This window comes from Gilvimarinus algae, assembly GCF_030518215.1.
Taxonomy (GTDB): domain Bacteria; phylum Pseudomonadota; class Gammaproteobacteria; order Pseudomonadales; family Cellvibrionaceae; genus Gilvimarinus; species Gilvimarinus algae.
On the sequence record NZ_JAULRT010000052.1, the window covers coordinates 344,640 to 367,596 of the forward strand.

The 22,957-nt window shown below is 55.0% G+C and carries 19 protein-coding genes and 1 tRNA gene; 16 read left to right on the plus strand and 4 right to left on the minus strand.

The window, feature by feature from the left end:
* The first annotated feature begins 10 nt into the window (after positions 1–10).
* Positions 11–349 (plus strand): rhodanese-like domain-containing protein, encoded by a 339-nt coding sequence (locus QWI16_RS08960; RefSeq protein WP_302712478.1) that lies wholly within the window; start codon positions 11–13, stop codon positions 347–349.
* A gap of 5 nt (positions 350–354) precedes the next feature.
* Positions 355–579: a hypothetical protein gene (locus tag QWI16_RS08965; protein WP_302712480.1), complete on the plus strand. Its 225-nt coding sequence runs from the start codon at positions 355–357 to the stop codon at positions 577–579.
* Positions 580–587: 8 nt separating this feature from the next.
* Here QWI16_RS08965 and QWI16_RS08970 read toward each other — a convergent pair whose 3' ends face one another.
* Together QWI16_RS08970 and QWI16_RS08975 are read right to left on the minus strand one after the other, a co-directional pair.
* Positions 588–1,862 carry an HlyC/CorC family transporter gene (locus tag QWI16_RS08970; protein ID WP_302712481.1) on the minus strand — a complete coding sequence of 425 codons (1,275 nt, stop codon included), beginning with the start codon at positions 1,860–1,862 and terminating at the stop codon, positions 588–590.
* Positions 1,863–1,952: 90 nt separating this feature from the next.
* The gene (locus QWI16_RS08975; RefSeq protein ID WP_302712483.1) at positions 1,953–2,753 is read right to left on the minus strand and encodes a cytochrome C assembly family protein; all 801 of its coding nucleotides are present in this window, start codon (positions 2,751–2,753) and stop codon (positions 1,953–1,955) included.
* Positions 2,754–2,963: 210 nt separating this feature from the next.
* Here QWI16_RS08975 and ffh point away from each other — a divergent pair, with 210 nt between their 5' ends.
* The 14 genes from ffh (at position 2,964) to QWI16_RS09045 (ending at position 21,119) form a co-directional block, all read left to right on the plus strand.
* Complete coding sequence (gene ffh, locus QWI16_RS08980; RefSeq protein WP_302712485.1) at positions 2,964–4,340, plus strand: signal recognition particle protein; 1,377 nt, start codon at positions 2,964–2,966, stop codon at positions 4,338–4,340.
* 157 nt (positions 4,341–4,497) lie between these two features.
* Entirely contained in the window at positions 4,498–4,929 is a 432-nt protein-coding gene (locus tag QWI16_RS08985) for an META domain-containing protein (protein WP_302712487.1), read from the plus strand.
* 67 nt (positions 4,930–4,996) lie between these two features.
* A complete protein-coding gene (locus tag QWI16_RS08990) occupies positions 4,997–6,682 on the plus strand; it encodes an NAD-dependent malic enzyme (protein WP_302712489.1) in 1,686 nt (561 codons plus the stop codon).
* A gap of 24 nt (positions 6,683–6,706) precedes the next feature.
* A complete protein-coding gene (locus tag QWI16_RS18730; RefSeq protein WP_368045288.1) occupies positions 6,707–7,270 on the plus strand; it encodes a helix-turn-helix domain-containing protein in 564 nt (187 codons plus the stop codon).
* Between the two features lie 23 nt (positions 7,271–7,293).
* On the plus strand, positions 7,294–9,429 hold the full coding sequence (fadB, locus tag QWI16_RS09000) for a fatty acid oxidation complex subunit alpha FadB (protein WP_302712491.1): 2,136 nt from the start codon (positions 7,294–7,296) through the stop codon (positions 9,427–9,429).
* Between the two features lie 26 nt (positions 9,430–9,455).
* Entirely contained in the window at positions 9,456–10,631 is a 1,176-nt protein-coding gene (fadA, locus tag QWI16_RS09005; RefSeq protein ID WP_302712493.1) for an acetyl-CoA C-acyltransferase FadA, read from the plus strand.
* A gap of 186 nt (positions 10,632–10,817) precedes the next feature.
* Entirely contained in the window at positions 10,818–12,173 is a 1,356-nt protein-coding gene (locus QWI16_RS09010) for a hypothetical protein (protein ID WP_302712495.1), read from the plus strand.
* Between the two features lie 139 nt (positions 12,174–12,312).
* Positions 12,313–12,397, plus strand: a tRNA-Leu gene (locus QWI16_RS09015).
* Between the two features lie 77 nt (positions 12,398–12,474).
* Positions 12,475–13,788: a trigger factor gene (gene tig, locus QWI16_RS09020; protein ID WP_302712497.1), complete on the plus strand. Its 1,314-nt coding sequence runs from the start codon at positions 12,475–12,477 to the stop codon at positions 13,786–13,788.
* Between the two features lie 168 nt (positions 13,789–13,956).
* Positions 13,957–14,592, plus strand: a complete 636-nt coding sequence (clpP, locus tag QWI16_RS09025) for an ATP-dependent Clp endopeptidase proteolytic subunit ClpP (protein WP_302712498.1) — start codon at positions 13,957–13,959, stop codon at positions 14,590–14,592.
* Positions 14,593–14,682: 90 nt separating this feature from the next.
* The gene (gene clpX, locus QWI16_RS09030; protein ID WP_302712499.1) at positions 14,683–15,984 is read left to right on the plus strand and encodes an ATP-dependent Clp protease ATP-binding subunit ClpX; all 1,302 of its coding nucleotides are present in this window, start codon (positions 14,683–14,685) and stop codon (positions 15,982–15,984) included.
* A 155-nt stretch (positions 15,985–16,139) separates the two neighbouring features.
* A complete protein-coding gene (gene lon, locus QWI16_RS09035) occupies positions 16,140–18,554 on the plus strand; it encodes an endopeptidase La (RefSeq protein WP_302712500.1) in 2,415 nt (804 codons plus the stop codon).
* A 269-nt stretch (positions 18,555–18,823) separates the two neighbouring features.
* Complete coding sequence (hupB, locus tag QWI16_RS09040; RefSeq protein ID WP_302712501.1) at positions 18,824–19,096, plus strand: nucleoid-associated protein HU-beta; 273 nt, start codon at positions 18,824–18,826, stop codon at positions 19,094–19,096.
* Between the two features lie 163 nt (positions 19,097–19,259).
* Positions 19,260–21,119 carry a SurA N-terminal domain-containing protein gene (locus tag QWI16_RS09045; protein ID WP_302712502.1) on the plus strand — a complete coding sequence of 620 codons (1,860 nt, stop codon included), beginning with the start codon at positions 19,260–19,262 and terminating at the stop codon, positions 21,117–21,119.
* 59 nt (positions 21,120–21,178) lie between these two features.
* On the opposite strand, the gene QWI16_RS09050 is transcribed toward QWI16_RS09045, so the two are convergent.
* Both QWI16_RS09050 and QWI16_RS09055 read right to left on the minus strand, forming a co-directional pair.
* Positions 21,179–22,141 carry a GGDEF domain-containing protein gene (locus QWI16_RS09050; RefSeq protein ID WP_302712503.1) on the minus strand — a complete coding sequence of 321 codons (963 nt, stop codon included), beginning with the start codon at positions 22,139–22,141 and terminating at the stop codon, positions 21,179–21,181.
* 29 nt (positions 22,142–22,170) lie between these two features.
* The gene (locus tag QWI16_RS09055; protein WP_302712504.1) at positions 22,171–22,785 is read right to left on the minus strand and encodes a histidine kinase; all 615 of its coding nucleotides are present in this window, start codon (positions 22,783–22,785) and stop codon (positions 22,171–22,173) included.
* Between the last annotated feature and the right edge of the window lie 172 nt (positions 22,786–22,957).

A 22,957-nucleotide genomic window follows, 5' to 3' on the forward strand; every position in this document is an offset into this window, starting at 1 on the left:
CGCGATGTTTTTGAAGCGGATAACAGCTGTAGTACTGCTGATGTTTAGTGCCTTGTCACTGGCAGATAATGGGAACCGAGTTTGGCTGGATGTACGTTCGGCCGAAGAGTTTGCGGCCGGTCACCTGGAGGGGGCGATAAACATTCCTCATGGCGAGGTTGTTGCTGGCGTCCAGGCACTCAACATTGACAAGGATACGCCCCTGGTGCTCTATTGCCGCAGTGGGCGCCGGGCGCAGATGGCACTGGAAGCGCTGCAGAAAGCCGGTTATCAGAACCTGGTGAATGCTGAGGACGAAGAGGGCGCGCGCGCGCTCAAAGCGGCTGATGCCCAGAGCGGTGGAGACTGATCGGCGTGATCAGACGTTTTTCTCTGTTTCGCAGTCTCGGCCGCTACCGCCGTCTTGCCGCAACCTGTTTTCTCTCTTGCCTGTGCTTTATCGGGCTGGCTGTGTACGGTTGGGGTGTCAGCTGGCGGGAGGTGGGTAGCTATGCGTTTGCGGCTCTTGTGCTCTTGCTGGGAACCGTGGCGGTGGCGGCCTTTACGGGCTGGTTGTTGTACCTGCTCCGCAAGCGCTAAACCTTGCGCTACTGAATGTGCTCGTCCATTTTAACTCTGAACCAAGCAACCATCTTGTCGGTAATTTCTACCGTTTCAAAAAGGTACTGATCCAGGGCAAAACTGATATTGCCGTCGGGGATGCGTTCCAGGTATTCCATGGCCAAACCGTTGAGGGTTTTTGGTCCATCGGTGGGCAGTGACCAATCAAGAGCGCGGTTGATGTCGCGAATAAAAGTGCCGCCGTGGATTCGATACCAATCGTCACTGTCCTCGATAATATCCTGCTCGCTGTCTTCAGCAATGTTGGTGGTGAAGTTGCCGACAATTTCCTCCAGCAAATCTTCCATGGTCACAATCCCCTGAACTTCGCCATATTCATTGACGACCAGAGCAATGCGGGACTTTTGCGTTTGGAAATTCATCAGCTGCGTGTGCAGAGGGGTGGATTCGGGGACAAAATAGGGGTCGTCGGCAAAGGTCAGAATTTTGTCCGCCGTGACCTCGGTATCGCTGCCGTTGAGAAAGCGGGCCACATTGCGCAAATGCAGAACACCGACCACGTTGTTGAGATCGCCCGTGTACACGGGCAAGCGTGTGTATTCGGAGGTGCGGATCTTCTCGAGCAGATCGCAGACATCGTCTTCCAGGTCCAGGCCTTCCACTTCATTGCGCGGGATCATGATGTCTTCAACGTTGGACTTTTCCAAGTCCAGAATGTTAAGCAGCATGCCCTGGTGTTGGTCGGGGATCAGCTCGCCGGCTTCGTCAACGACGGTGCGCAGCTCTTCCGGGTCCAAGTGCTCAATGTGCGAGTGGGCTTTGTCGATACCAAACAGGCGAACAACACCGCTGGCTATGCCGTTCACCAGTAACACGGCCGGGTACAGCAGGTATGACAACGGCTTGAGGATCAGGCTTGAGAAAAACGAAATCCGTTCCGGGTAGAGGGTGGCGACGGTCTTGGGGGTCACCTCGGCAAACACCAGCATAAAGAGGGTGAGGACAAAGCCACCGATGGCGACGCCCGAGTCGCCCAGAAGGCGAATAGCAATAAGTGTGGTAATCGCGGCGGCGAAATTGTTTGCCAGGTTGTTGCCAATAAGAATCAGGCCAATCAGCCTGTCCGGGCGTCTGAGCAGCTGCTCCACACGCATGGCACCGCGATCACCTTTTTTACTGAGATGTTTCAGGCGGTAGCGGTTGATCGCCATCATGGCGGTCTCAGAACTTGAGAAGAAGCCCGATAACACCAAAAGCCCAAAAAGTACGCTGAACAGAAGTTCCAGAGATACGTCGTTCAAGGGGAGAATTTGCCTGTATTGCTAGCCGGCTGGGTATCTTGAAGCAGTTTGCCCGGATGCGCAATACATCCGGCTAACCCCTGAAGATCTCTAGCCGCCATTGAGGATGAATTCAAGCACCAGCTTACTGCCAAAATAGGCCAGCATGAGCATGGCAAAGCCCACCAGGGTCCAGCGAATGGCGGTGTAGCCGCGCCAGCCGAGGCTGTGCCTGCCCCACAATAAGACGCTGTAGATCAGCCAGGCAAGCAGAGTAAATACGGTTTTGTGAACGACATGCTGGGCGAAGATGTCTTCCAGAAAAATAATGCCTGAGACTATAGAGGCGCTGAGCAGCACCTGTCCGGCCCAGAGCATCTCAAACAGTAGCGATTCCATGGTCTGCAGCGGCGGCAGCAACTTAAGAGGCGTCAGTGTGCGCTTGTGCTTGAGCCGATAATTGGCGAAGGCGAGAAACAACGCCTGTAAGGTAGCGATGGTCAGCACACTGTAGGCTATCACCGACAGCAACACATGGCTGGCCAGCCCCAGGGTGAGCGGGTAGACAGTACTGGCGCCTTTAAACAGCAAGGACGCGCTAACCGCGAGCACGGTCATCGGAAACAGCAATAGAAACAGGTTGTGCACGGGTTTGCGCGCAGCGCTGGCAAGGACAATGGTGTTCACTGTAAAAAACACCAGCGAGAGCATCGCGAACAGCTGCAGGGCGAGGCCGTCCGGTGTAATAATCAGGCGGTAACAGCCAACGGCATGGCACAGCAAGGCAGTCGCTGTCAGTGCGAAAAGCGCGGGGCGGCTGGGTGATCTAAGCCTGGCCACCGAGACAATCAAGTAGCTGGCGGCCAGAACGTAGAGGCCGATGGCCGCATAGTTGGCAAAGTGCGCTGACATCGGAGAGTGAGGGTCCTTTAAAAACAGAAATCAAGGCAGGCCAGAGTTTGGCACATGCGGCGGTGTAATAGAAGCCTGGAAATGAGAATCAGTTGTTCCCGCAAGCCGGCCGAGACGCGACCCGCGATCAGGCGTTATAATGCCGCCATAATTGCCGTTCATTTTAGTCTGGCCAAATAGTGACCAGTTGCATCAGGATCGAATTGAGCTATGTTTGACAATCTTCAGGACCGCTTAGCCGGTACCTTCAAGAAAATCACGGGTAAGGCTCGGCTTACCGACGATAATATCCAGGCAACCCTGCGCGAGGTGCGCAAGGCGCTGCTTGAGGCGGATGTGGCCCTGCCGGTGGTAAAAGACTTCGTCGGGCGTGTGCGTTCCCGGGCTTTGGGTACTCAAGTAGGCAAGGCCCTCAATCCCGGCCAGCAGTTTCTCAGAATCGTCGAGTCTGAGCTGGTGGCGGTCATGGGCGAGGCCAATGAGAGCCTTAATCTGGCGGCAAGGCCTCCGGCGGTCATTCTGATGGCGGGTCTGCAGGGGGCGGGTAAAACCACCTCCGTGGCCAAGCTTGCCAAATTTTTGACAGAGCGCGAGAAAAAGAAGGTTCTGGTTGTCAGTGCCGACGTCTACCGGCCGGCGGCTATTGCCCAGTTGCAGACACTGGCCGGGGAAATTGGGGTTGAATGTTTTCCTTCGAGCGCTGATGACAAGCCTACGGCGATTGCCAATGCCGCCATAGATCACGCAAAACGACAGTTTTTCGATGTGCTTTTGATCGATACCGCCGGCCGCCTGCACGTGGATGAGGCTCTGATGGAAGAAATCCGCGAGCTGCATCGGGTTGCCGATCCCGTCGAAACCCTTTTTGTTATCGATGCCATGATTGGTCAGGATGCCGTGAACACGGCCCAGGCGTTCAATGAGGCCCTGCCGCTGACCGGCGTAATTCTCACCAAGGCCGATGGTGATGCCCGGGGCGGGGCGGCCCTCTCGGTGCGCCAGGTGACTGGCAAACCCATCAAGTTTCTGGGGATGGGTGAGAAAGTCGATGCGCTAGAACCTTTCCACCCGGACAGGATCGCTTCGCGCATTCTCGGCATGGGCGATATTATGTCCCTGATCGAAGAGGCCGAGCGAAAAATTGACAAGGCCAAGGCAGAAAAGCTGGTAAAGAAGGTCTCAAAAGGAAAGCGCTTTGACCTTGAAGATCTTCGCGATCAATTGCAGCAAATGCAGGATATGGGAGGGCTCACCGGCCTGATGGACAAGTTGCCGGGCATGGGCAACATGGGGCAGATGGTTCAGCAGGCCGATATGGGCAAGCAGTTCAAGGTAATGGAGGCGCTCATTAACTCCATGACGCCTTGGGAGCGGCAGAATCCGGACAATTTGACCAGTTCACGTAAGCGTCGAATCACGCAGGGTTCAGGCACCCAAATTCAGGATCTCAACCGTCTGTTGAAGCAGCACAAACAGATGGAGAAAATGATGAAAAAAATGAAAGGCGGCGGCATGGCCAAGATGATGCGCGGCATGGGCGGGATGCTGCCCGGTGGCGGGGGTCTGCCACCGGGTATGGGTCGTTAGTGCTTTGGCGCTGCTTGCAGTCAAAAACGCCGGACTTTGTGTCCGGCGTTTTTTTTGGACTGTATTTTTTGCCAAAACTGTCTAAGATCATCAATAGGAATTGACCCATTGATTTGTTGTCTAGAGAGAGCTAATCAATGGGTGCTTGGAGAATGCAATGTCACAAATCGTGAAAGGTCTGGTTGTTTTTTGTTCGCTTTTGGCGGTTGCCTGTAGTCCACTGGAGTCTGAAAAGAGCTCCAGTGCGCCGATGCTCGAAGGTCAATGGCGCGTCGAATCCATTACCGGCGATGGCGTCATAGATTACAGTCCAGCGCAGCTGTTCTTTGATGGACAGGGTAAGCTCTCCGGTAATGCCAGTTGCAACCGCCTGTTTGGCGAATACGACGTGGCAGATGGAGAATTGATCATCGGCGAGCAGATCGGCACGACACGGATGATGTGTGTACCTGCTCTGATGAACCAGGAACAAAAGCTTCTCAGCGTTCTGCCGGGCACTCATCGCATGCAGTGGAAGCAAGAGGTTCTCTATTTGCTGGACGAGAGCGGTGGCGAAATACTTCGTATCATCCGCCAGCAACAGCCTTAAGTGGGCATTAGTGGATCGCGCGGTAGTACAATAATGGCCAACTAATTGGCAGCGTACAGGTGAGGCAGTGAACACGAGACCGATTTATATCCCCTTTGCCGGGCCAGCACTTCTCGAGGCGCCCCTTCTTAACAAAGGCAGTGCCTTTACTCGACAGGAGCGCCAGCAGTTTAACCTTGAGGGCCTGTTGCCCTACAACATCGAAACCATTGAAGAGCAGAAAGCCCGCGCCTACGAGCAACTGTGCTCATTCAAGTCGGATATTGACAAGCACATCTACCTACGCAATATCCAGGACACCAACGAGACTTTGTACTTCCGCCTGGTGACCGAGCATCTACAGGAAGTCATGCCTTTGATCTACACCCCAACGGTGGGCAAAGCCTGCGAACTGTTTTCCAAAATCTATCGCCGCAAGCGCGGACTGTTTGTTTCCTACCCCGATCGCGACCGCCTGGACGATATTTTGCAAAATGCCACCAAGCACAATGTCAAGGTGATAGTTGTCACTGATGGCGAGCGGATTCTCGGCTTGGGGGATCAGGGTATCGGCGGTATGGGGATTCCAATTGGTAAATTGGCGCTGTACACAGCGTGCGGTGGCATAAGCCCCGCATACACCCTGCCGGTTGTTCTGGATGTGGGTTGTAACAACCCCCAGTTGGTCAAAGACCCTATGTACATGGGGTGGCGTCACGAGCGCATCAGCGACGACGAATACTACGAGTTTGTTGATCAGTTTATTCAGGCGGTTAAGGTGCGCTGGCCCAATGCACTGTTGCAATTTGAAGACTTTGCGCAAAACCATGCCACGCCGCTGCTGCATAAATATCGTGATGAAATTTGTTGTTTTAACGATGACGTGCAGGGCACCGCCTCGGTTACAGTGGGAACGCTATTGGCCGCCTGTCATACAAAAGAGGAAAGCCTGTCATCACAGACGATTGTCTTTGCCGGTGCAGGATCGGCGGGCTGCGGTATTGCCGGCCAAATTATCGATGAAATGTGTGAGGAGGGTCTGACGCGGGAGCAGGCCAAGGCGCGGGTTTATCTTGTCAATCGCGATGGTCTGCTAACCGACAGCTCCGCTCAGCTGTTGGATTTTCAGCGTCCGTTTTGTAAGCCTGATGGGCTGGTGCATGATTGGCTCCTGGACCGGCCCGGCACCATCGGTTTGGCTGACGTGGTGCGCAATGTGCAGCCGACCGTGCTGGTCGGTGTTTCCGGGCAGCCGGGGCTGTTCAACAAAGCGCTGGTTGAGTCTATGCAAGCGCACTGTGAGCGCCCGATCATACTGCCGCTGTCCAATCCCACTTCTAAGGTTGAAGGTTTGCCTGTGGATATATTGCGCTGGACGGGCGGGCGGGCCATTGTCGCCACGGGTAGCCCATTTGCGCCTGTGGATATCGGCGGCCGGTTGCACGAGATCGCGCAGTGTAACAACAGCTATATTTTTCCCGGTGTCGGCCTGGGTGTTATCAGCGCTAAGGCAAGCAAGATCACCGATGGCATGATGCTGGCGGCCTCAAGGGCCCTGGCCCTGCTGTCGCCTCTGGCCAACACGGGCGAAGGGCCTCTGCTGCCGGCGGTGGAAGATATTCGCGATGTGAGCAAGAAAATTGCGATAGCCGTCTATCGGCAGGCGATCGCCGATGGCGTCGCGGTCCCCGTGCCCGAAGATTTGATCGCTGAGAAAGTGGAGGCAAATTTCTGGTACCCACGCTACCGCCACTACCGGCGGACATCCTTCTAACGGTGACAAGAGGTCAGTTGCACGATGCCCCAATCGGAATCGGCGCTTGCCCTGGGGCTGCGTCTCAAGGCGATTCGAGAAGCCAATGGTTTGTCACAGCGCGAGCTGGCAAAAAGGGCGGGTGTCACCAATAGCAGTATTTCTATGATTGAGCAGGGGCAGGTGAGCCCCAGTGTCCAGTCGTTGGAGAAGGTGCTGTCCGGGTTTCCCATGTCGCTCTCGTATTTTTTTGCCTGCGGTTTGAGTGGCGACACCCAGATTTTTTACGCTCGCGAAGAAATGCAAAAGCACGACAAGCCCTACGGCTACATGCAGATGGTGGCGGAGCCATTGTCACCGCGCAAAGTCTCGTACAAGCGCTTTCATTTTGAGCCGCAAAGCGATACGGGAGATGCGCCCTTGACCAGCTTTTTTGATCAGGCTGGTTGTGTTTTTTGCGGTGAAATTGTGTTGTCGGCAGGCTCAAAGGTTCGACGGTTACAGGCGGGTGATTGTTTTTATCTGCAAGCCTATACGCCGTTTCGTGCCCGCAATGAATCCAGCAGCGAGGCTGCGGAAATCATGGTGGCGGCTGCAACGCCAGAGTAGGCAGCTCAGACAAGAGGCAAGTTATGTATCAGGGTAATCGCATCAAAGTAAGTGTCGAGGGAGAGCTGGCGCAGTTGAGTTTTTGCGCCCAGGCTTCCGTGAATACATTCAATACGGAAACGGTGGCGGAGCTGGATGCTGCTTTGACCAAGCTCGAGCATTCCAACGTCAAGGGTTTGGTGATTGTCAGCGACTTACCAACCTTTCTCGTGGGCGCAGATATCAACGAGTTTGCCCCCGTGTTTGCCGGTGGCGAGTCGGCGATACGAGCTCATTTGAAAAAGAATATCGACAACTTTAATCGCCTGGAAGCATTGCCGTTCCCGGTGGTGATCGCCATCAATGGGATCGCCCTCGGCGGTGGTCTCGAGCTGGCTCTGGCCTGCGATTTTCGCGTGGCCGATACCGGCGCGCGAATCGGCTTGCCCGAAACCAAGCTGGGCATTATCCCAGGGTGGGGCGGGACCGTGCGCTTACCCAGAATTGCCGGTGCCGACACTGCCATTGACTGGATCTGCTCGGGCGCCGAACACACAGCGAGCGAAGCGCTAACGGCGGGTGTCGTGGATGCGGTGGTGGAACCCGAGTTTTTGCGTGATTGTGCGTTCGATTTGCTCGGCCAGCTCATCACTGGCGCACGTGATTACCGCGAGCGCAGAGCCCGAAAGCTGGCGCCTTTGTCGCTTAACGCTATTGAAGCCGGACTGGCTTTTGCCTCCAGCAAAGGCTTTGTCGCCGCCAAAGCCGGAAGGCATTATCCCGCCCCTGTCACCGCTATCGACGCGATGCAGCAGGCGGCGAGCCTCGGCCGTGATGAGGCTCTGGCGGTGGAACTGGCGCACTTTTTACAGGTGGCTGTGGGGGATACGGCCCGCGCGCTTATCAACGTGTTTACTGCCGATCAGCAACTCGGTAAAAAAGTCAAATCCTGGGCTGCGCAAAGCCCGTTACAGGTGCAGCGCGCCGGCGTCTTGGGGGCTGGGATTATGGGTGGTGGTATTGCCTATCAGTCCGCCAGCAGAGGTGTGGCGGTGAGGCTCAAGGACATTGACCAGCGCGGTATCGATTTGGGTTTGTCCGAGGCGGCCAGTCTGCTTGAAAAGCGCGTCGAACGCGGAAAAATGAGTACCCGAGATATGGCTGCGGCGCTCAACAGAATTGAGCCAACGCTTAGTTATGCCAATTTTGGCGATGTGAATCTGGTGGTCGAGGCTGTGGTGGAAAACCAGGCCGTTAAACAAACGGTGTTGGCAGAAGTGGAAAGTGTTATCGACTCGGACGCGGTTCTCGCCTCCAACACCTCGACGATCTCTATCAGCAGCCTAGCTTCGCGCCTTAAACGGCCCGAAAAATTTTGTGGCATGCACTTTTTTAACCCGGTTCACGCTATGCCGCTGGTCGAGGTGATTCGGGGAGACAAAACCTCCGATGACACTCTGGCGGCCGTAGTATCCTTCGCGGCTGCCTTGGGCAAAAAGCCTGTGGTCGTTAACGATTGCCCGGGATTTCTGGTGAACCGGGTGCTCTTTCCGTACTTCGCTGGGTTTTCCCTGTTGGTGAAAGACGGCGTTGATTATGCGCGTATTGATGCGGTCATGGAGCGCTGGGGTTGGCCTATGGGGCCGGCGTATTTGTTGGATGTCGTAGGGCTGGACACCGCGATTCACGCAGAAAAGGTGATGGCCGAAGGCTTCCCCGACAGGTTGCAAAGAGATTATCCATCGGCACTGCAGATACTCTACGATGAAAAGCTCTATGGCCAGAAAACGGGCAGTGGGTTTTATCGTCATGAGAAAGACAAAAAAGGTAAGCCAGTAAAAGCCGACAATGAAGCCGCTCGCGATTTGATCGGGCCGCTGACCAATACCGATATCAGCGATGAGGACATCGTCTTGCGGATGATGATTCCCATGGTGAACGAGTTGGCGAGGTGTCTGGAAGAGGCGGTGGTGTCATCGGCTGGCGAGGCCGACATGGCCATGATCTACGGCACTGGATTCCCCCCGCACCGCGGCGGTGTCTTGCACTGGGTGGATCATTATGGCGCTGAATCCCTGGTCGAAGGGATGAGTCGCTTTTCGAGCTTGGGCGCCCTCTACCGGCCGGCGCCGCTTTTGCTCGAAAAGGCAAGTAATCATCAATTTTTTTACTCCCGCTAACACATCGGGATGGGAGGATAATCCAGGTGAGCATACAACCCAGAGACGCTGTTATTGTCGATTACGCGCGAAGCGCCATGGGCCGTTCAAAAAACGGTTGTTTTCGGCATACGCGGGCCGACGATATCTCAGCGGTGGTGATACGCGGTCTGCTTGAGCGCAATCAGAAGCTGGACCCGGCAGAGATTGACGACCTGATTTGGGGCTGCGTTCTGCAGCGCGAAGAGCAGGCGTTCAACATCGCCCGCAACGCACTTCTGCTCGCAGGATTGCCCCACGAGGTGCCCGCGCAAACGGTCAATCGCCTGTGCGGCTCGTCCATGGCAGCCCTACATACAGCCAGCGCGCAGATCAAAGCTGGCCTGGGCGACGTCTATCTAGTGGGCGGGGTGGAACACCTCGGGCATCTACCCATGTACGAGGCCATTAACCCTAACCCCATGCTTGGTTTGAGTGTGGCCAAGGCCGCGGGCAATATGGGCGTGACTGCGGAGTACCTATCGCAGCTGCACGGCATCAGCCGCGCGCAAATGGATGAGTTCTCCTTGCGCTCACACCAGCTGGCGGACAAGGCTCGCCAGTCGGGTATTTTTGCCAGGGAGATCCTGCCCGTCGCTGGGCACGATGAGCGGGGTTACTCGCAGTTGATCTGTGACGATGAGACTATCCGCGCGGATACAACCCTGGAAGGCTTGGCAGCGCTCAGGCCGGTTTTCGATCCTAAAAACGGTAAGGTTACGGCCGGCAGCTCCTCACAGTTGTCCGACGGTGCTTCGGCCATGCTGGTCATGTCGGCCGAGCGCGCCACTGCGCTCGGTATTGAGCCGTTGGCGAAAATCGTCTCGCAAACCGTCGCCGGGGTGGACCCTTCGATCATGGGTTATGGGCCGGTGCCCGCTACGGAGAAAGCACTCAAACTTGCGAACCTGGCGATGGACGATATCGAGTGTGTGGAACTCAATGAAGCCTTCGCCGCGCAAGCGCTGCCGGTTCTCAAGGATTTGGCTCTGCTGGATGAGCTGGATGACAAGGTAAACCTTCACGGCGGCGCCATCGCTCTGGGGCATCCGTTTGGCTGTTCTGGCACCCGAATCACCGGTTCACTGCTGACGGTTATGGAGCGCAAGGGGGCGACCCTCGGGATTGCCACTATGTGCATCGGATTGGGGCAGGGCATTACCACGGTCATTGAGCGCTGCTGAGCGGTGGAGCATCTGGTAGAATGCCGCTTTTGTTCGCCCGGCGAGGGTTCACGCTAGGGCCACACAAGCCCTTGAACGAGACAGACATTTGCGGTTCTCTGTCGGGGTTTAAGGGGACGCAATCAAATGGCGAAAACGGCTATTGGGTTGCCCGGTTAATCGCTCTCGGCAAGAAGGGGTGGCGTCTTGCAAATTCAATCGGTTCGGGATCCGGAAGCGTTTGTTCAGGCGCTGGGCTCCTCTGCGCCTGCGGGCCAGCTGCACGCTATAGAGTTTGAGCACAACGCGTTTTACCTTGAGGCGCCTCGTTGCGAAGCCTTGATTGCTGTGCTGGATAAGGGAGAACCTGGCGTGCGAGCAGTCATCGCGGCGGCAACCGCCGAAACCCGAACACTGGTCGGCGGATGGTCCCAGACGGGCTGTTTGGCCCGGCTCGCCGAAGCTTTGGGCGCGCCTGTGCTTGAGCTTGATGCCGCCGTTAGTCTCGTGCCTGTGGTGATTCCCAAGCCCTGGGGACGGGAGGTCTGGTATACCGGCATGGAAAAGCGTGGCCAGGCCGGTGTCGGCGATGAGGTCCGTGTTACCCCCCTGGCGTGGCTCTTGTCCCTGATGCCCAAGGCGTTCGCCATGGGCGACCCCGAGTCGTTGACTCTGCTCAAGGTTCTGGATCCTCTGGCCGATGAAGTGTTCGGCGACCTCTACTTTGAAATGCACGAGCGCAAGCAAGAGGTTTATGTGGTCACCCACGTGGATCGGCGTGCTTGGCCCAATGGCGAGGGTGGGATTCGTTTTGGTTTTTGCCCGGAAAAGCGGCAGCAATATGCCAGCGATGAGAACTTTAAGACTGCGTATGCCGCTGCGGTCAAGTCCTATGAGCAGGCGCGCCGCAAGATTGACGGAAAACTGGATCAAGTTCGCCAGGGTAAAGGCATAGGGCTGAATGAGCCGGTCTCTCCGGCGACGGTCAGCGCCTGGCTTGCTGGAGTGGATCCGGCTCTGCGCGAGCGGGAGAAGCTCTTACGCCTGGAAATGGAGCGCTTCACCCGGGTCTTGCCTCTCAAGGTGGGCGATGTGGTCAAGGTGCCTTGTTACACGCCTCATTCGCTGTTGCACGGTGTGCGGACCGTGGAGTTTCAGACCCCTGTGTATGAACGCAAGATTCTCGCCTTTGCCCAAAAGGTGTTGACTCAGCCTCACTGGGATACAGAGGAGGCTTTGGAAAAAGTGGCCCTGGAGGCAAACCTCCCGGAACTCGGAGCTGTGACGCGCCCATGTCCCGAGCTGGTGTGTCAGCAAGTGGTTGACTTCGATGACTTTGCGGTGTGGCGCCTCTCGGCGCTTGAAACTTGTGACTACCCGCTGGAGGGCCTCCAAGATTACCGGCTGGTCATGGCGATCTCCGGCGAGGTGAGTTTGCCGGGTAAGGTACTGGCGCCTGAGCAGGCCGCTTTGGTACCTGCCAATGCCCGGGCCGGGCTGCGGTTGCAGCTGCAAAAAGGGGCTGTGGCGCTGATTGCCAGGGCTCTTGGCGGTAAATGTTAGTCCTCACTTATTGAACCTCTTGAGTGTCTGTGGCAAAATCTCCACCCTTCTCGCAACCGGCTGCTTGGTTTTTTGAAAATTACTTTGAAAATCAATAGCTTGTAGAGTTAAAGCTTTTTGTGGCCTGTTTGACAGTGCAGCGGTCGTGGTGGAATTGGTAGACACGCCAGATTTAGGTTCTGGTGCCGCAAGGTGTGAGAGTTCGAGTCTCTCCGACCGCACCATTAAGTGTAAAAGCGCGTTGCCTCCGGCAATGCCATAAAACGATGCGAAAGGCATCGATGTAATTCACGAGGATACTATGCAGGTTTCAATCGAAACGACTTCTGGTCTGGAGCGCCGTTTGACTATTGGCGTGCCCGCCGACACCGTGGAAGGCGAAATTGAAAAACGCCTTAAAGAGGCTGCCAAGAACATTCGCATCAACGGCTTTCGCAAAGGCAAGGTGCCGCTGAAAATCGTTAAGCAGCGCTACGGCGCTGGCGTGCGTCAGGAAGTCGTGGGCGAGGTGATCAGCCGGTCTTTTTATGAGGCGGCCAAGCGCGAGGACGTCAAGCCTGCCGGACAGCCGAGTATCCAGCCTAAGCAGATGACAGAGGGCAAGGATCTCGAGTTCGTGGCCACCTTCGAGGTCTACCCAGAGGTCTCTCTCGGCGACATGAGTGGCTTTAAGGTGACTCGCTACAGCGCCGAGATTACCGACGAAGACATCGATAAAATGGTCGAGACCCTGCGCAAGCACCAGGCTACCTGGGAAGAGGTGGATCGTGCCGCCGCCGAGGGCGATCAGGTCAATATTGATTTCACCGGCACCAAAGACGGCGAAGAGTTCAAAGGTGGCAAGGCTGAGGGCCATAATCTGGTGCTCGGCTCTAACTCAATGATTCCAGGCTTTGAAGATGGCATTGTCGGTATGAAGCCCGGCGATGAGAAAACCATCAAGGTAACCTTCCCAGAAGATTATCAGGCCGAAGAGCTCAAAGGTGCCGATGCCGAGTTTCTGATTAAGGTCAACAAAGTTTCTGAGCAGCAATTGCCCGAGCTAAAAAAGCCGTTTTTCCAGAAGTTTGGCCTGGAAAAGGGTGGCATTAAGGCTTTCCAGAAAGAAGTTAAGGCCAATATGGAGCGCGAGCTGAAAAACGCGCTTAAGGCTAAGGTGAAGGGCCAGGTGATGGATCAGCTGATCGAGACTCACGAGGTCGATCTGCCCAAGTCTCTGGTGGGGAATGAAATCCAGGTGCTGCGCAATCAAATGATGCAGCGCTTTGGCCAGCAGCCCAAGGATTTTGATCCGCGCTCGATTTTACCGGACAGTATGTTTGAAGAAGACGCCAAGCGCCGTGTGGCCCTGGGGTTGATTGTCGGTGAAATCGTCAAGACTGCGAAAATCAAGCCGGACGACAAGGCGGTTCGCAAGATGGTGGAAGAGGTTGCCAGCACTTACGAAGAGCCCCAGGAGGTCATCGACTACTATTACAGTCAGCGCGAGCTGCTGGCGGGTATAGAGTCGGCGGTACTGGAAGATCAAGTCGTTGAGCACATTCTCGAGAAGGCAGAAGTCTCCGAAGAGACCGCCACTTACGACGAGATTATGCAGCCAAATGCTGAAAAATAACGCTTTTTGAGCAAAAATGCCGCGAAACGCCTGTTTCGCGGCCACTCTTCCCGCCATTTATCTTTCTGTACTGGCAAAGCGCCGGCTCACAGGTTAAGCTCCCACATATCCGCCTGTTATCGAGATCGGGCCGACTTTTGGAATGTTTTACGAGAAGGGTAGTCATCAATGTCATACCAGCTTACTGATAAGAGCGCACAAGAGATAACCACGGGCTCTCTGGTGCCTATCGTGGTGGAGCAAACCGCGCGCGGTGAACGCTCATACGATATTTACTCTCGGTTGCTCAAAGAGCGTGTCATCTTCCTGACCGGCCAGGTTGAGGATCATATGGCCAATCTGGTGGTGGCTCAGCTGTTGTTTCTTGAGGCCGAAAACCCTGACAAGGACATCCACCTGTACATCAACTCGCCCGGTGGCTCTGTGACGGCAGGCATGTCCATTTACGATACCATGCAATTCATTAAGCCGGATGTCAGTACCATGTGTATGGGGCAGGCCTGCTCTATGGGCGCCTTTCTCCTGGCCGCAGGGGCAGAGGGCAAGCGTCATTGCCTACCGAACTCCCGGGTGATGATCCACCAGCCCAGCGGTGGTGCTCAGGGTCAGGCCTCGGACATTAATATTCACGCCCAGGAGATCTTGAAGATTCGCCGCCGCCTGAACGAGCTGCTGGCTAAGCATACCGGGCAGACCCTGGAGCAAATCGAGCTGGACACCGAGCGCGACAAGTTTATGGCCGCAGACGAAGCGAAAGCCTATGGTCTTATCGACTCAGTAGTCCAAAGTCGCGTAGAGTCGTAAAAGTATATGTGACCCGGAGGCGTACTCCGGGCTTGAAAATTTGGGTTAAAGGGCTCATCTTTAATCCGTAGAAATGATGGGAGTGGTTTAATGACCGATCACACCGGAGATAACGGCGATAAAAACGGCAAGCTGCTGTATTGCTCGTTTTGCGGTAAAAGCCAGCACGAGGTACGCAAGCTGATTGCGGGCCCCTCGGTGTTTATTTGTGACGAGTGTGTCGATCTTTGCAACGACATTATCCGCGAAGAGATTCAAGAGAGCACGACGGACGGGCAGTCGGAAAAGCTGCCTAAGCCGAGTGAGATTTCCGCCATTCTCGATCAATACGTTATTGGCCAGCAGCGAGCTAAAAAAGTGTTGGCCGTTGCCGTGTATAACCACTACAAGCGTCTGCGTGTCGGTGGCAGCAAAAGTAAGGATAAAGAGGCCGTTGAGCTGGGTAAGAGCAATATTCTGCTTGTTGGTCCCACAGGTAGCGGTAAAACCTTGCTTGCTGAGACCTTGGCGAGGCTGCTGAATGTGCCCTTTACCATCGCCGACGCGACCACGCTGACTGAAGCTGGCTATGTGGGCGAGGATGTTGAGAATATCATCCAAAAGTTGCTGCAAAAGTGCGACTACGATGTCGAAAAGGCTCAGCAGGGGATCGTCTACATTGACGAAATCGATAAGATCTCCCGCAAATCCGACAACCCCTCGATCACCCGCGACGTGTCTGGTGAGGGGGTGCAGCAGGCCCTGTTGAAACTGATTGAAGGCACGGTCGCGTCTGTTCCGCCTCAAGGGGGCCGCAAGCACCCGCAGCAGGAATTTTTGCAGGTTGACACTGGCAATATTCTGTTTATTTGTGGCGGTGCGTTTGCAGGCTTGGATAAAGTGATTCGCGATCGCTCTGAGCGCGGTGGTATCGGCTTTGGGGCTCAGGTCAAGAGCAAGAGTGATGGTAAGAGCTTCGGCGATACCTTGCACGAGCTCGAGCCTGAGGACTTGGTCCGCTACGGGCTTATTCCCGAATTCGTCGGTCGTCTGCCAGTGATCGCCACTCTGGACGAGCTCGATCTGCAGGCTTTGGTTGAAATTTTGGCCGAGCCGAAGAATGCGTTGACGAAACAGTACCAGAGGCTGTTCGACATGGAGGGCGTAGAGCTCGACTTTCGCCGCGACGCCTTGGAGGCGGTGGCGCAAAAGGCCATGGATCGCAAAACCGGGGCGCGGGGTCTTCGCTCGATTATGGAATCTGTGCTGCTCGACACCATGTACCGCATCCCATCAGAGGAGCATGTGAAAAAGGTGGTGGTCGACGAGACTGTGATCAAGGGCGAGTCAGATCCCATTCTTGTTTACGAGAACACTGAGCCTGCTCAGAGCAAAGTGGCGAAGGAGGACTGAGCCTCGCTTAGTCTTCGTCGAGAAAAGGGTGCCTCTGGCACCCTTTTTGCGTTTTAGAATGTGTCAAGAGGTTGTAATTTGGGGGCTTGCCCCCAACCTTACCGGTAAAGGCGGCAGTGCCACTGCTGCGAGCGACCTTACACAGGGGGTCAGTCATGCAACAAAATGAGCAAGCGTTAATGAGTACCGATTTACCCTTATTGCCACTGCGCGATGTGGTGGTTTACCCACATATGGTCATCCCGCTGTTTGTAGGGCGGCAAAAGTCCATTGAGGCCCTGGAAAACGCCATGCGCGCCGACAAGCAGATTGTGCTTGTGGCCCAGAAAAACCCCGGTGACGACGACCCGACGCCTTCGGATCTTTACGGTGTTGGGACGCTTGCCAGCATCCTGCAGCTGCTTAAGTTGCCCGACGGTACGGTTAAAGTACTCGTCGAAGGTGGCCAACGGGTGGCCATTGAGAGCGCTGAAGAAGTAGACGGTCATTACCGGGTGGCGGTGAGTGTGTTTGCCGAAGAACAGGTGCCCGATAGCGATGCCGAGGCTTTGATTAAAACGGCCAGGGAGCATTTCGAGCAGTACGTCAGCCTGTCACGTAAAGTGGCCTCGGAGGTCATGAGCTCTCTCAGTGGTATTGATGACCCGGGCCGTTTCGCTGACACCATTGCGGCCCATATGGCCCTAGAGCTTGAACAAAAGCAGGCCGTTTTGGAAATGACGGGCGTGCGTGAGCGAATCGAAAGTCTGCTGGAGCTGATGGATGGGCAGATCGACCTGCTGCAGGTGGAAAAGAAAATTCGCGGTCGCGTTAAAAAGCAGATGGAAAAGAGTCAGCGTGAGTACTATTTGAATGAGCAGATGAAAGCCATTCAAAAAGAGCTGGGCGACATGGGCGAAGAGGTCAACGAGATCGACGAGCTCGAACAGAAAATCGCTGACAGTGGTATGCCCGACGAAGCTCAGGAGAAAACCCGGGCCGAGCTGGGCAAATTGAAGATGATGTCGCCAATGTCTGCAGAGGCGTCTGTGCTGCGCGCCTACATTGATTGGATGGTCAAGGTCCCCTGGAAAAAGCGCAGCAAAGTAAAACACGACCTCGATAGGGCCGAAGCCGTGCTGGAGAAAGATCACTACGGCCTTGAAGAAGTGAAAGAGCGGATTCTCGAGTACCTTGCCGTGCAAAAACGGGTAAAAAAAATCAAAGGCCCTATTCTCTGTCTCGTGGGGCCGCCGGGGGTAGGTAAAACCTCGCTGGGTGAATCCATTGCCCGGGCGACCAACCGCAAATTCGTGCGTATGGCACTTGGTGGCGTCCGTGACGAGGCCGAAATTCGCGGTCATCGGCGCACCTACATCGGCTCTTTGCCCGGTAAATTGGTTCAGAAAATGGCTAAGGCTGGCGTGAAGAACCCCCTGTTTTTGCTGGATGAAATTGACAAGATGGGCATGGACAATCGGGGTGATCCGGCATCGGCACTACTGGAGGTGCTCGACCCGGAGCAGAACAATCACTTTAACGATCATTATCTCGAGGTGGATTACGATCTGTCGGATGTGATGTTTGTCTGTACGTCCAACTCAATGAACATCCCCGGCCCTTTGCTGGATCGTATGGAGGTCATACGTATTCCCGGCTATACCGAGGATGAAAAGGTCAATATCGCGCGCAAATACCTGATCCCCAAGCAGATTAAGGCCAATGGTTTGAAAGACGGCGAACTCGAGGTGGATGAGGCCGTTATCCGCGATATTATCCGCTATTACACCCGCGAGGCGGGCGTGCGCGGGCTCGACCGGGAGATTGCCAAGCTGTCGCGCAAAATTGTCACGCGACATGTCAAGGATAAGTCCAACGCCTCCGATCGGGTAACCACCGATCAGCTCGAATCGCTTTTGGGTGTAAGAAAGTTTGACTTTGGTAAGGCCGAGAGCGATGACCAGGTGGGTCAGGTGACCGGCCTGGCCTGGACCCAGGTCGGAGGGGAGCTGCTTACCATCGAGTCGTCAGCCGTTAAAGGCAAGGGTCGGATCATCAAGACCGGCTCGCTGGGTGATGTGATGCAGGAATCCATTCAGGCAGCCCTAACGGTGGTGCGTTCTAGGGCTCAGGTGTTGGGTATTGCGCCAGATTACCATGAGAAAACGGATGTGCACATCCATGTGCCGGAGGGGGCCACGCCCAAAGATGGCCCGAGTGCGGGCATTGCCATGTGCACTGCTTTGGTTTCTGTGTTGACCGGTATACCCGTTAAGGCGCAGGTTGCCATGACCGGGGAGATCACGCTTCGTGGTGAAGTGCTTCGTATTGGCGGGCTTAAAGAAAAGCTGTTGGCGGCCCACCGGGGCGGTATTAAAACCGTGTTGATTCCGGCAGAGAATGAGCGGGACTTGAAAGAGATACCGGACAACATCAAAGCGGATCTTGAGATCAAACCGGTCAAGTGGATAGACGATGTGCTTCAGGTGGCCTTGCAGCATGTCCCCAAGCCCTTGTCCGATGAAGAGTATCAGGCCTTGGAAAAGGCCGCTGAGCAGTCTGAAGGCGCGGCCAGGATCAATACTCACTGATGTTACTTTGGGTAACTTCAAACCTGCTGGCGGGCGCGGCAAAGGCGCGCCAGCTCTGGCTTTTGCTCAAAAGACAGGCAAAACCGGAAATGCAGCGGCATTTGCAGAAAGCGGCCTTGACCCGCAACCTGCCACTTGGTATAAATCGCAGTTCAATAGTGAGTGGTGGTGCTGAGCCGCGCAGGGTTAGCCATTGATGTCACCCAGTCAACAAAAACACTGCACAACTATAAACACGTGTTCTGGAAAATTTACTTAAGGGGTTAAACGTGAACAAAACTGAGCTGATTGAAGCCATCGCCGCATCTGCGGATATTTCCAAAGCTGCTGCTGGCCGTGCGCTGGACGCTGTTGTCGACGGCATCACCGATTCCCTGAAAAAAGGTGATCAGGTTGTGCTGGTAGGTTTCGGCACTTTCTCGGTAAAAGAGCGTTCTGCTCGCACCGGTCGTAACCCGCAAACAGGTGCCGAGATTCAAATCGCCGCTGCGAAGGTCCCCAGCTTCAAGGCTGGTAAAGCGCTGAAAGACGCTGTTAATTAATCAGCTTCGGTTGAAGAAAGACACATCGCTGCAGCCAATGCCTGTTTGCGATGTAAAAAAGGCGCATCAAGGATGCGCCTTTTTTATGGAGTGATATTTTTTTTGTATTGCCAGTCCGGTGTCAGACATTGTCTGATGCCCTCGTAAGGTTCAGGAGCTGAACATGTTGCAAACTATGCGGGACAACTCAAAAGGGGTTGTCGCCGGTATTTTAGTCGGTCTTTTGGTGATTATTTTTGCGCTTTCCGGTGCTGAGGCGCTGTTTAGCAGTCGCAACAGCGATCAAGTGGCGCTTACGGTCAATGGCCAGGATATAACGGAGACGGAAGTTCAGCGCGCTATTGAGCAGCAAAAGGCGCAAATGCGCAGCCGATTTGGCGATGCCGTGCCAGAGGATTTTCTCAGCAGCGAGAACCTGCGAGAGCCTGCCATCGAGCAATTGGTTGAGAGAACCTTGCTGATTCAGGCCGCTGAGGACGCCAATATGGCCGTCTCCGAGTCTCAAATCAGCAACGTTATTATGTCCATCGGTGCATTCCAGAATGAGTCCGGACAGTTTGATCCGAACACCTACAGAATGGTTCTGGCGCGTTCCGCTTATACGCCTGCAACTTACCGCAAAGAGTTGGTTCGGGATCTCACCGTCAACCAACTGGCGAGCGGTATCAGCCAGTCAAACTTTGCAACAGCGGAAGAAGCTAAGTGGTTACTCCAGCTCAACAGCCAGACCCGCGACTTCAGCTATGTCACACTCAGCACGGACAGCCTGATGGATCAGGTGGACGTTTCCGAGGCTGATATCCAGACCTATTACGATGCCAATGCCAGTGAATTTACCGAGCCAGAAAAAGTCGCGGTAGAGTATATTGAGCTCAGCGTCGACGCTTTAATGGAAGATGTTGAGGTCACTGAAGAAACCCTCAGGGCACAGTTTGAAGACAATATCGAAGATTTTACCCCGTCTATTGAACGTCACGCGGCTCATATTCTGTTGGAAGAGCCCAGCGAGGAGCAGCTGGCAGAAGTCCAGCAGGCTCTGAATTCTGGTGCTGATTTCGCCGAGCTTGCCCAGCAATACTCCGATGACCTCGGCTCTAAAGACCAGGGTGGAGATGTGGGTATCAGCAGCGGCGATGCCTTCCCCGAAGCGTTTGAAGAGGCCCTTGAGGCCCTGTCTGTTGGCGAAGTGTCCGGGCCCGTGGAAACCGACGCGGGAACACATTTTATCAAGCTGCTCTCTGAGACCGGTGGTGAGCCCGCCAGCTTTGAAGAACAACGCGACCAGATTGCTGCGCAAATAAAACGCGCTCGCGCCGAGACGCGCTTTATCGAGTTGTTGGACCGCCTTGAAGATCTCTCTTACAACGCTGAAAGTCTCGCTGCCGTGGCCTCAGAGCTTGGCCTTAGCGCTGAAAACACAGAGCCTTTCTCCCGCGATGGTGGTGCTGGTATTGCTTCCTCCGGGCAGTTTGTGCGCGCTGCCTTTAGTGAAGAAGTGCTGGAGTTTGACAACGCCAGTGAAGTGATCGAGTTGGCGCCTGACCGTGTTGTCGTGCTGAAGAAAACCGAGTTGCAGCCGAGTTATGTTAAGCCTTTGGCAGAGGTCAGTGATCAGATTCGCGCTAATTTAAGCGAAGAAAAGGCGGCTCAGTTGTTGGCAGAGCAGGGCAAGGCTCTCGAGCAAGCACTGGCCTCGGGCACTGATTTCGCCGAAGTGGCCGAACAGTATGGTGTGGAAGTGATTCAGCTGGAGGCTATCGCGCGGGGCGATATGGAACAGCCTCGCGCCGTCGTTGAGTTTGCGTTTTCTCTGCCTCGTCCTGAAGCCGGTCCGGTCATCGATGGTGTTGCGCGCTCAGGGGAATACACAGTGGTGCGCCTGACGGCAGTTAATATACCCTCTGAAGAGCCCGGCGAAGACGAGCTCAAAGGGATTAGCCAGGCGCTTGCGGGAATGTACGGCGCCGCCGATTTTCAGGCATTTGCCGGTTATCTGCGCGAAACCGCGGATATTGAGCGCTAAGCTCGGAACCGATTGCCGGGTATGAGTATCGCCGGTCAGGTCACAACCTGGCCGCGATACTAGAGCGCATGACTCTGGTTACGGCCGTGCTCTTTGCAGTAGTAGAGGGCCTTGTCAGCTAGCTCGAGCCACTGCTGTGAATCGCCTATCAGCGGATTGAGCTCCCCAACACCAAGACTGATAGTCACTTTAATGGCGTGATGGTTGGTATCCACCGCTTGCGCCTGAACAGCCTTGCGCAGTCGCTCAGCGAACTCCAATCCGCCCGCAGCGTCTGTGTTGGTCAAGATTACCCCAAACTCCTCTCCACCATAGCGCCCCGCGACGTCGGTATCTCTGAGTTGCTCCCGCAGACAGTCGCTGACCATGCGAATAACGTCGTCCCCGGCGGTGTGACCGTAGGTGTCATTGACGGATTTAAAGTGGTCGATATCGAAAAGCACCAAAGTGCAGGGGATCTTGTAGCGGTCGTAACGCTTGAACTCCTGCTGTAAGCAGTGCTCCCAATGCCCGCGGTTATAGAGCTGGGTCAGATGGTCCACGCGGCTGAGCCCCTCGAGCCGGTCATTGGCCTCAATCTGGGCCAGCTTATTCATGGCGGTGTCTGTCACATCGTAGACAATCAGGCAAATATGAGAGACTTCGCTGCGCGTGTTGAGCAGGGGGATGATGGTGGTGTTTTGGTACATAAAACGCGCCGTGCCGGTAATAGGCCGGTAGTGCGGAAAATGGAACAGATAGGGTCGCTGCTCCCAGGTGGTAAAGGTGGCGCTTTGGAGGACAAACGCGGGTTCGGCCTTGCGCCGAAACCAGTCTTCCGAGAGCTCCGGAAAGACGCGAAATAGCCCCTCGTTGAGAACATGTTCAGGCGCTTTGCCACTGTGGTTTTGCATAAACTGATTCCACAGGCAGATGCGGTAATCGTGATCCAGCACCACAAGTCCCACATCGATATTTTGCAGGATGTCCATAAGCCAATGTACGTCTTTAAGAAAATGGCTCAGATCATCGTCTGTCGGCATAGGGGGCAGTCTTTCCAGGCTGAGGGTGGTCAATCCAGCAGATAATTCAGCTTTTCCAGTAAACCGTTGATGCAGTTTTCGCTGATTACCAGCAGCAAGTCACAGTTTACCTTGTGATCTTCGATAGTGTAGTTGATTTCGACGACCAGTGCGTTGTTCCAGCTCACCTCCCGCTTTTGCAAGAGACTGGTAATGTCGTAGTGTTCGCCGAGCAATGTGGGTGGACCAAGGCTGAACTGGGTGTCTAGCTGTTGGGCCAGGCTGTGCAAACAAGCTCCACCGAGCACATTGGTGGTGTCCATCAGTAATTCACTGCGCACCTCGCCATTGTCTTCGTACTGAAGCAGCTTGGCCAAGTCGCGATAATCGGTTCCGTTAAAAATCAGCAGCGCCTCTCCCGCGATGCCGCCTCCGATAAAACCCTGGCAGACACCGGTGAGGACAGTGTCGCCGCCCTTGCTGTCCTGCAGTGACTGAAGCGTCATGGCGATGTCATTGGGGTTGAGAATGCTGACATTGGGAATGGACAGAACCACAAACACGTCCAGCAGTCTCGCCAAGCGATCGGCTGATTGGCCCATGGCGACATTGGCGATCTCTTGCAGGCAATCGCGCTGGTCTTCGTTGAGAAGGGTAGCCATCATCTGGTCTGTCTTATCTTCTGGGCTTGGGGAAACCGTAATCGCTGGTTAAAATTTGATCATTTCGCCTAAGCTAATGACGTCTAAATACTAGCATTATCTGGCCGTCCTGTCTTTTTCTTGTGTCAGCAAACCGACGTCGAAAGTGGGTTTCAGCCGCCAGGGTGTTAAATTG

What these genes read in the sequence shown, in the direction of transcription:
- QWI16_RS18730 (WP_368045288.1), top strand. Translation starts at nt 6,707, where the DNA reads ATGCCCCAATCGGAATCGGCGCTTGCCCTGGGGCTGCGTCTCAAGGCG.
- QWI16_RS09050 (WP_302712503.1), bottom strand. Translation starts at nt 22,141, where the DNA reads ATGCCGACAGACGATGATCTGAGCCATTTTCTTAAAGACGTACATTGG.
- QWI16_RS09055 (WP_302712504.1), bottom strand. Translation starts at nt 22,785, where the DNA reads ATGATGGCTACCCTTCTCAACGAAGACCAGCGCGATTGCCTGCAAGAG.
- fadB (WP_302712491.1), top strand. Translation starts at nt 7,294, where the DNA reads ATGTATCAGGGTAATCGCATCAAAGTAAGTGTCGAGGGAGAGCTGGCG.
- lon (WP_302712500.1), top strand. Translation starts at nt 16,140, where the DNA reads ATGCAACAAAATGAGCAAGCGTTAATGAGTACCGATTTACCCTTATTG.
- QWI16_RS08975 (WP_302712483.1), bottom strand. Translation starts at nt 2,753, where the DNA reads ATGTCAGCGCACTTTGCCAACTATGCGGCCATCGGCCTCTACGTTCTG.
- clpP (WP_302712498.1), top strand. Translation starts at nt 13,957, where the DNA reads ATGTCATACCAGCTTACTGATAAGAGCGCACAAGAGATAACCACGGGC.
- clpX (WP_302712499.1), top strand. Translation starts at nt 14,683, where the DNA reads ATGACCGATCACACCGGAGATAACGGCGATAAAAACGGCAAGCTGCTG.
- QWI16_RS09045 (WP_302712502.1), top strand. Translation starts at nt 19,260, where the DNA reads ATGTTGCAAACTATGCGGGACAACTCAAAAGGGGTTGTCGCCGGTATT.
- ffh (WP_302712485.1), top strand. Translation starts at nt 2,964, where the DNA reads ATGTTTGACAATCTTCAGGACCGCTTAGCCGGTACCTTCAAGAAAATC.
- QWI16_RS08985 (WP_302712487.1), top strand. Translation starts at nt 4,498, where the DNA reads ATGTCACAAATCGTGAAAGGTCTGGTTGTTTTTTGTTCGCTTTTGGCG.
- tig (WP_302712497.1), top strand. Translation starts at nt 12,475, where the DNA reads ATGCAGGTTTCAATCGAAACGACTTCTGGTCTGGAGCGCCGTTTGACT.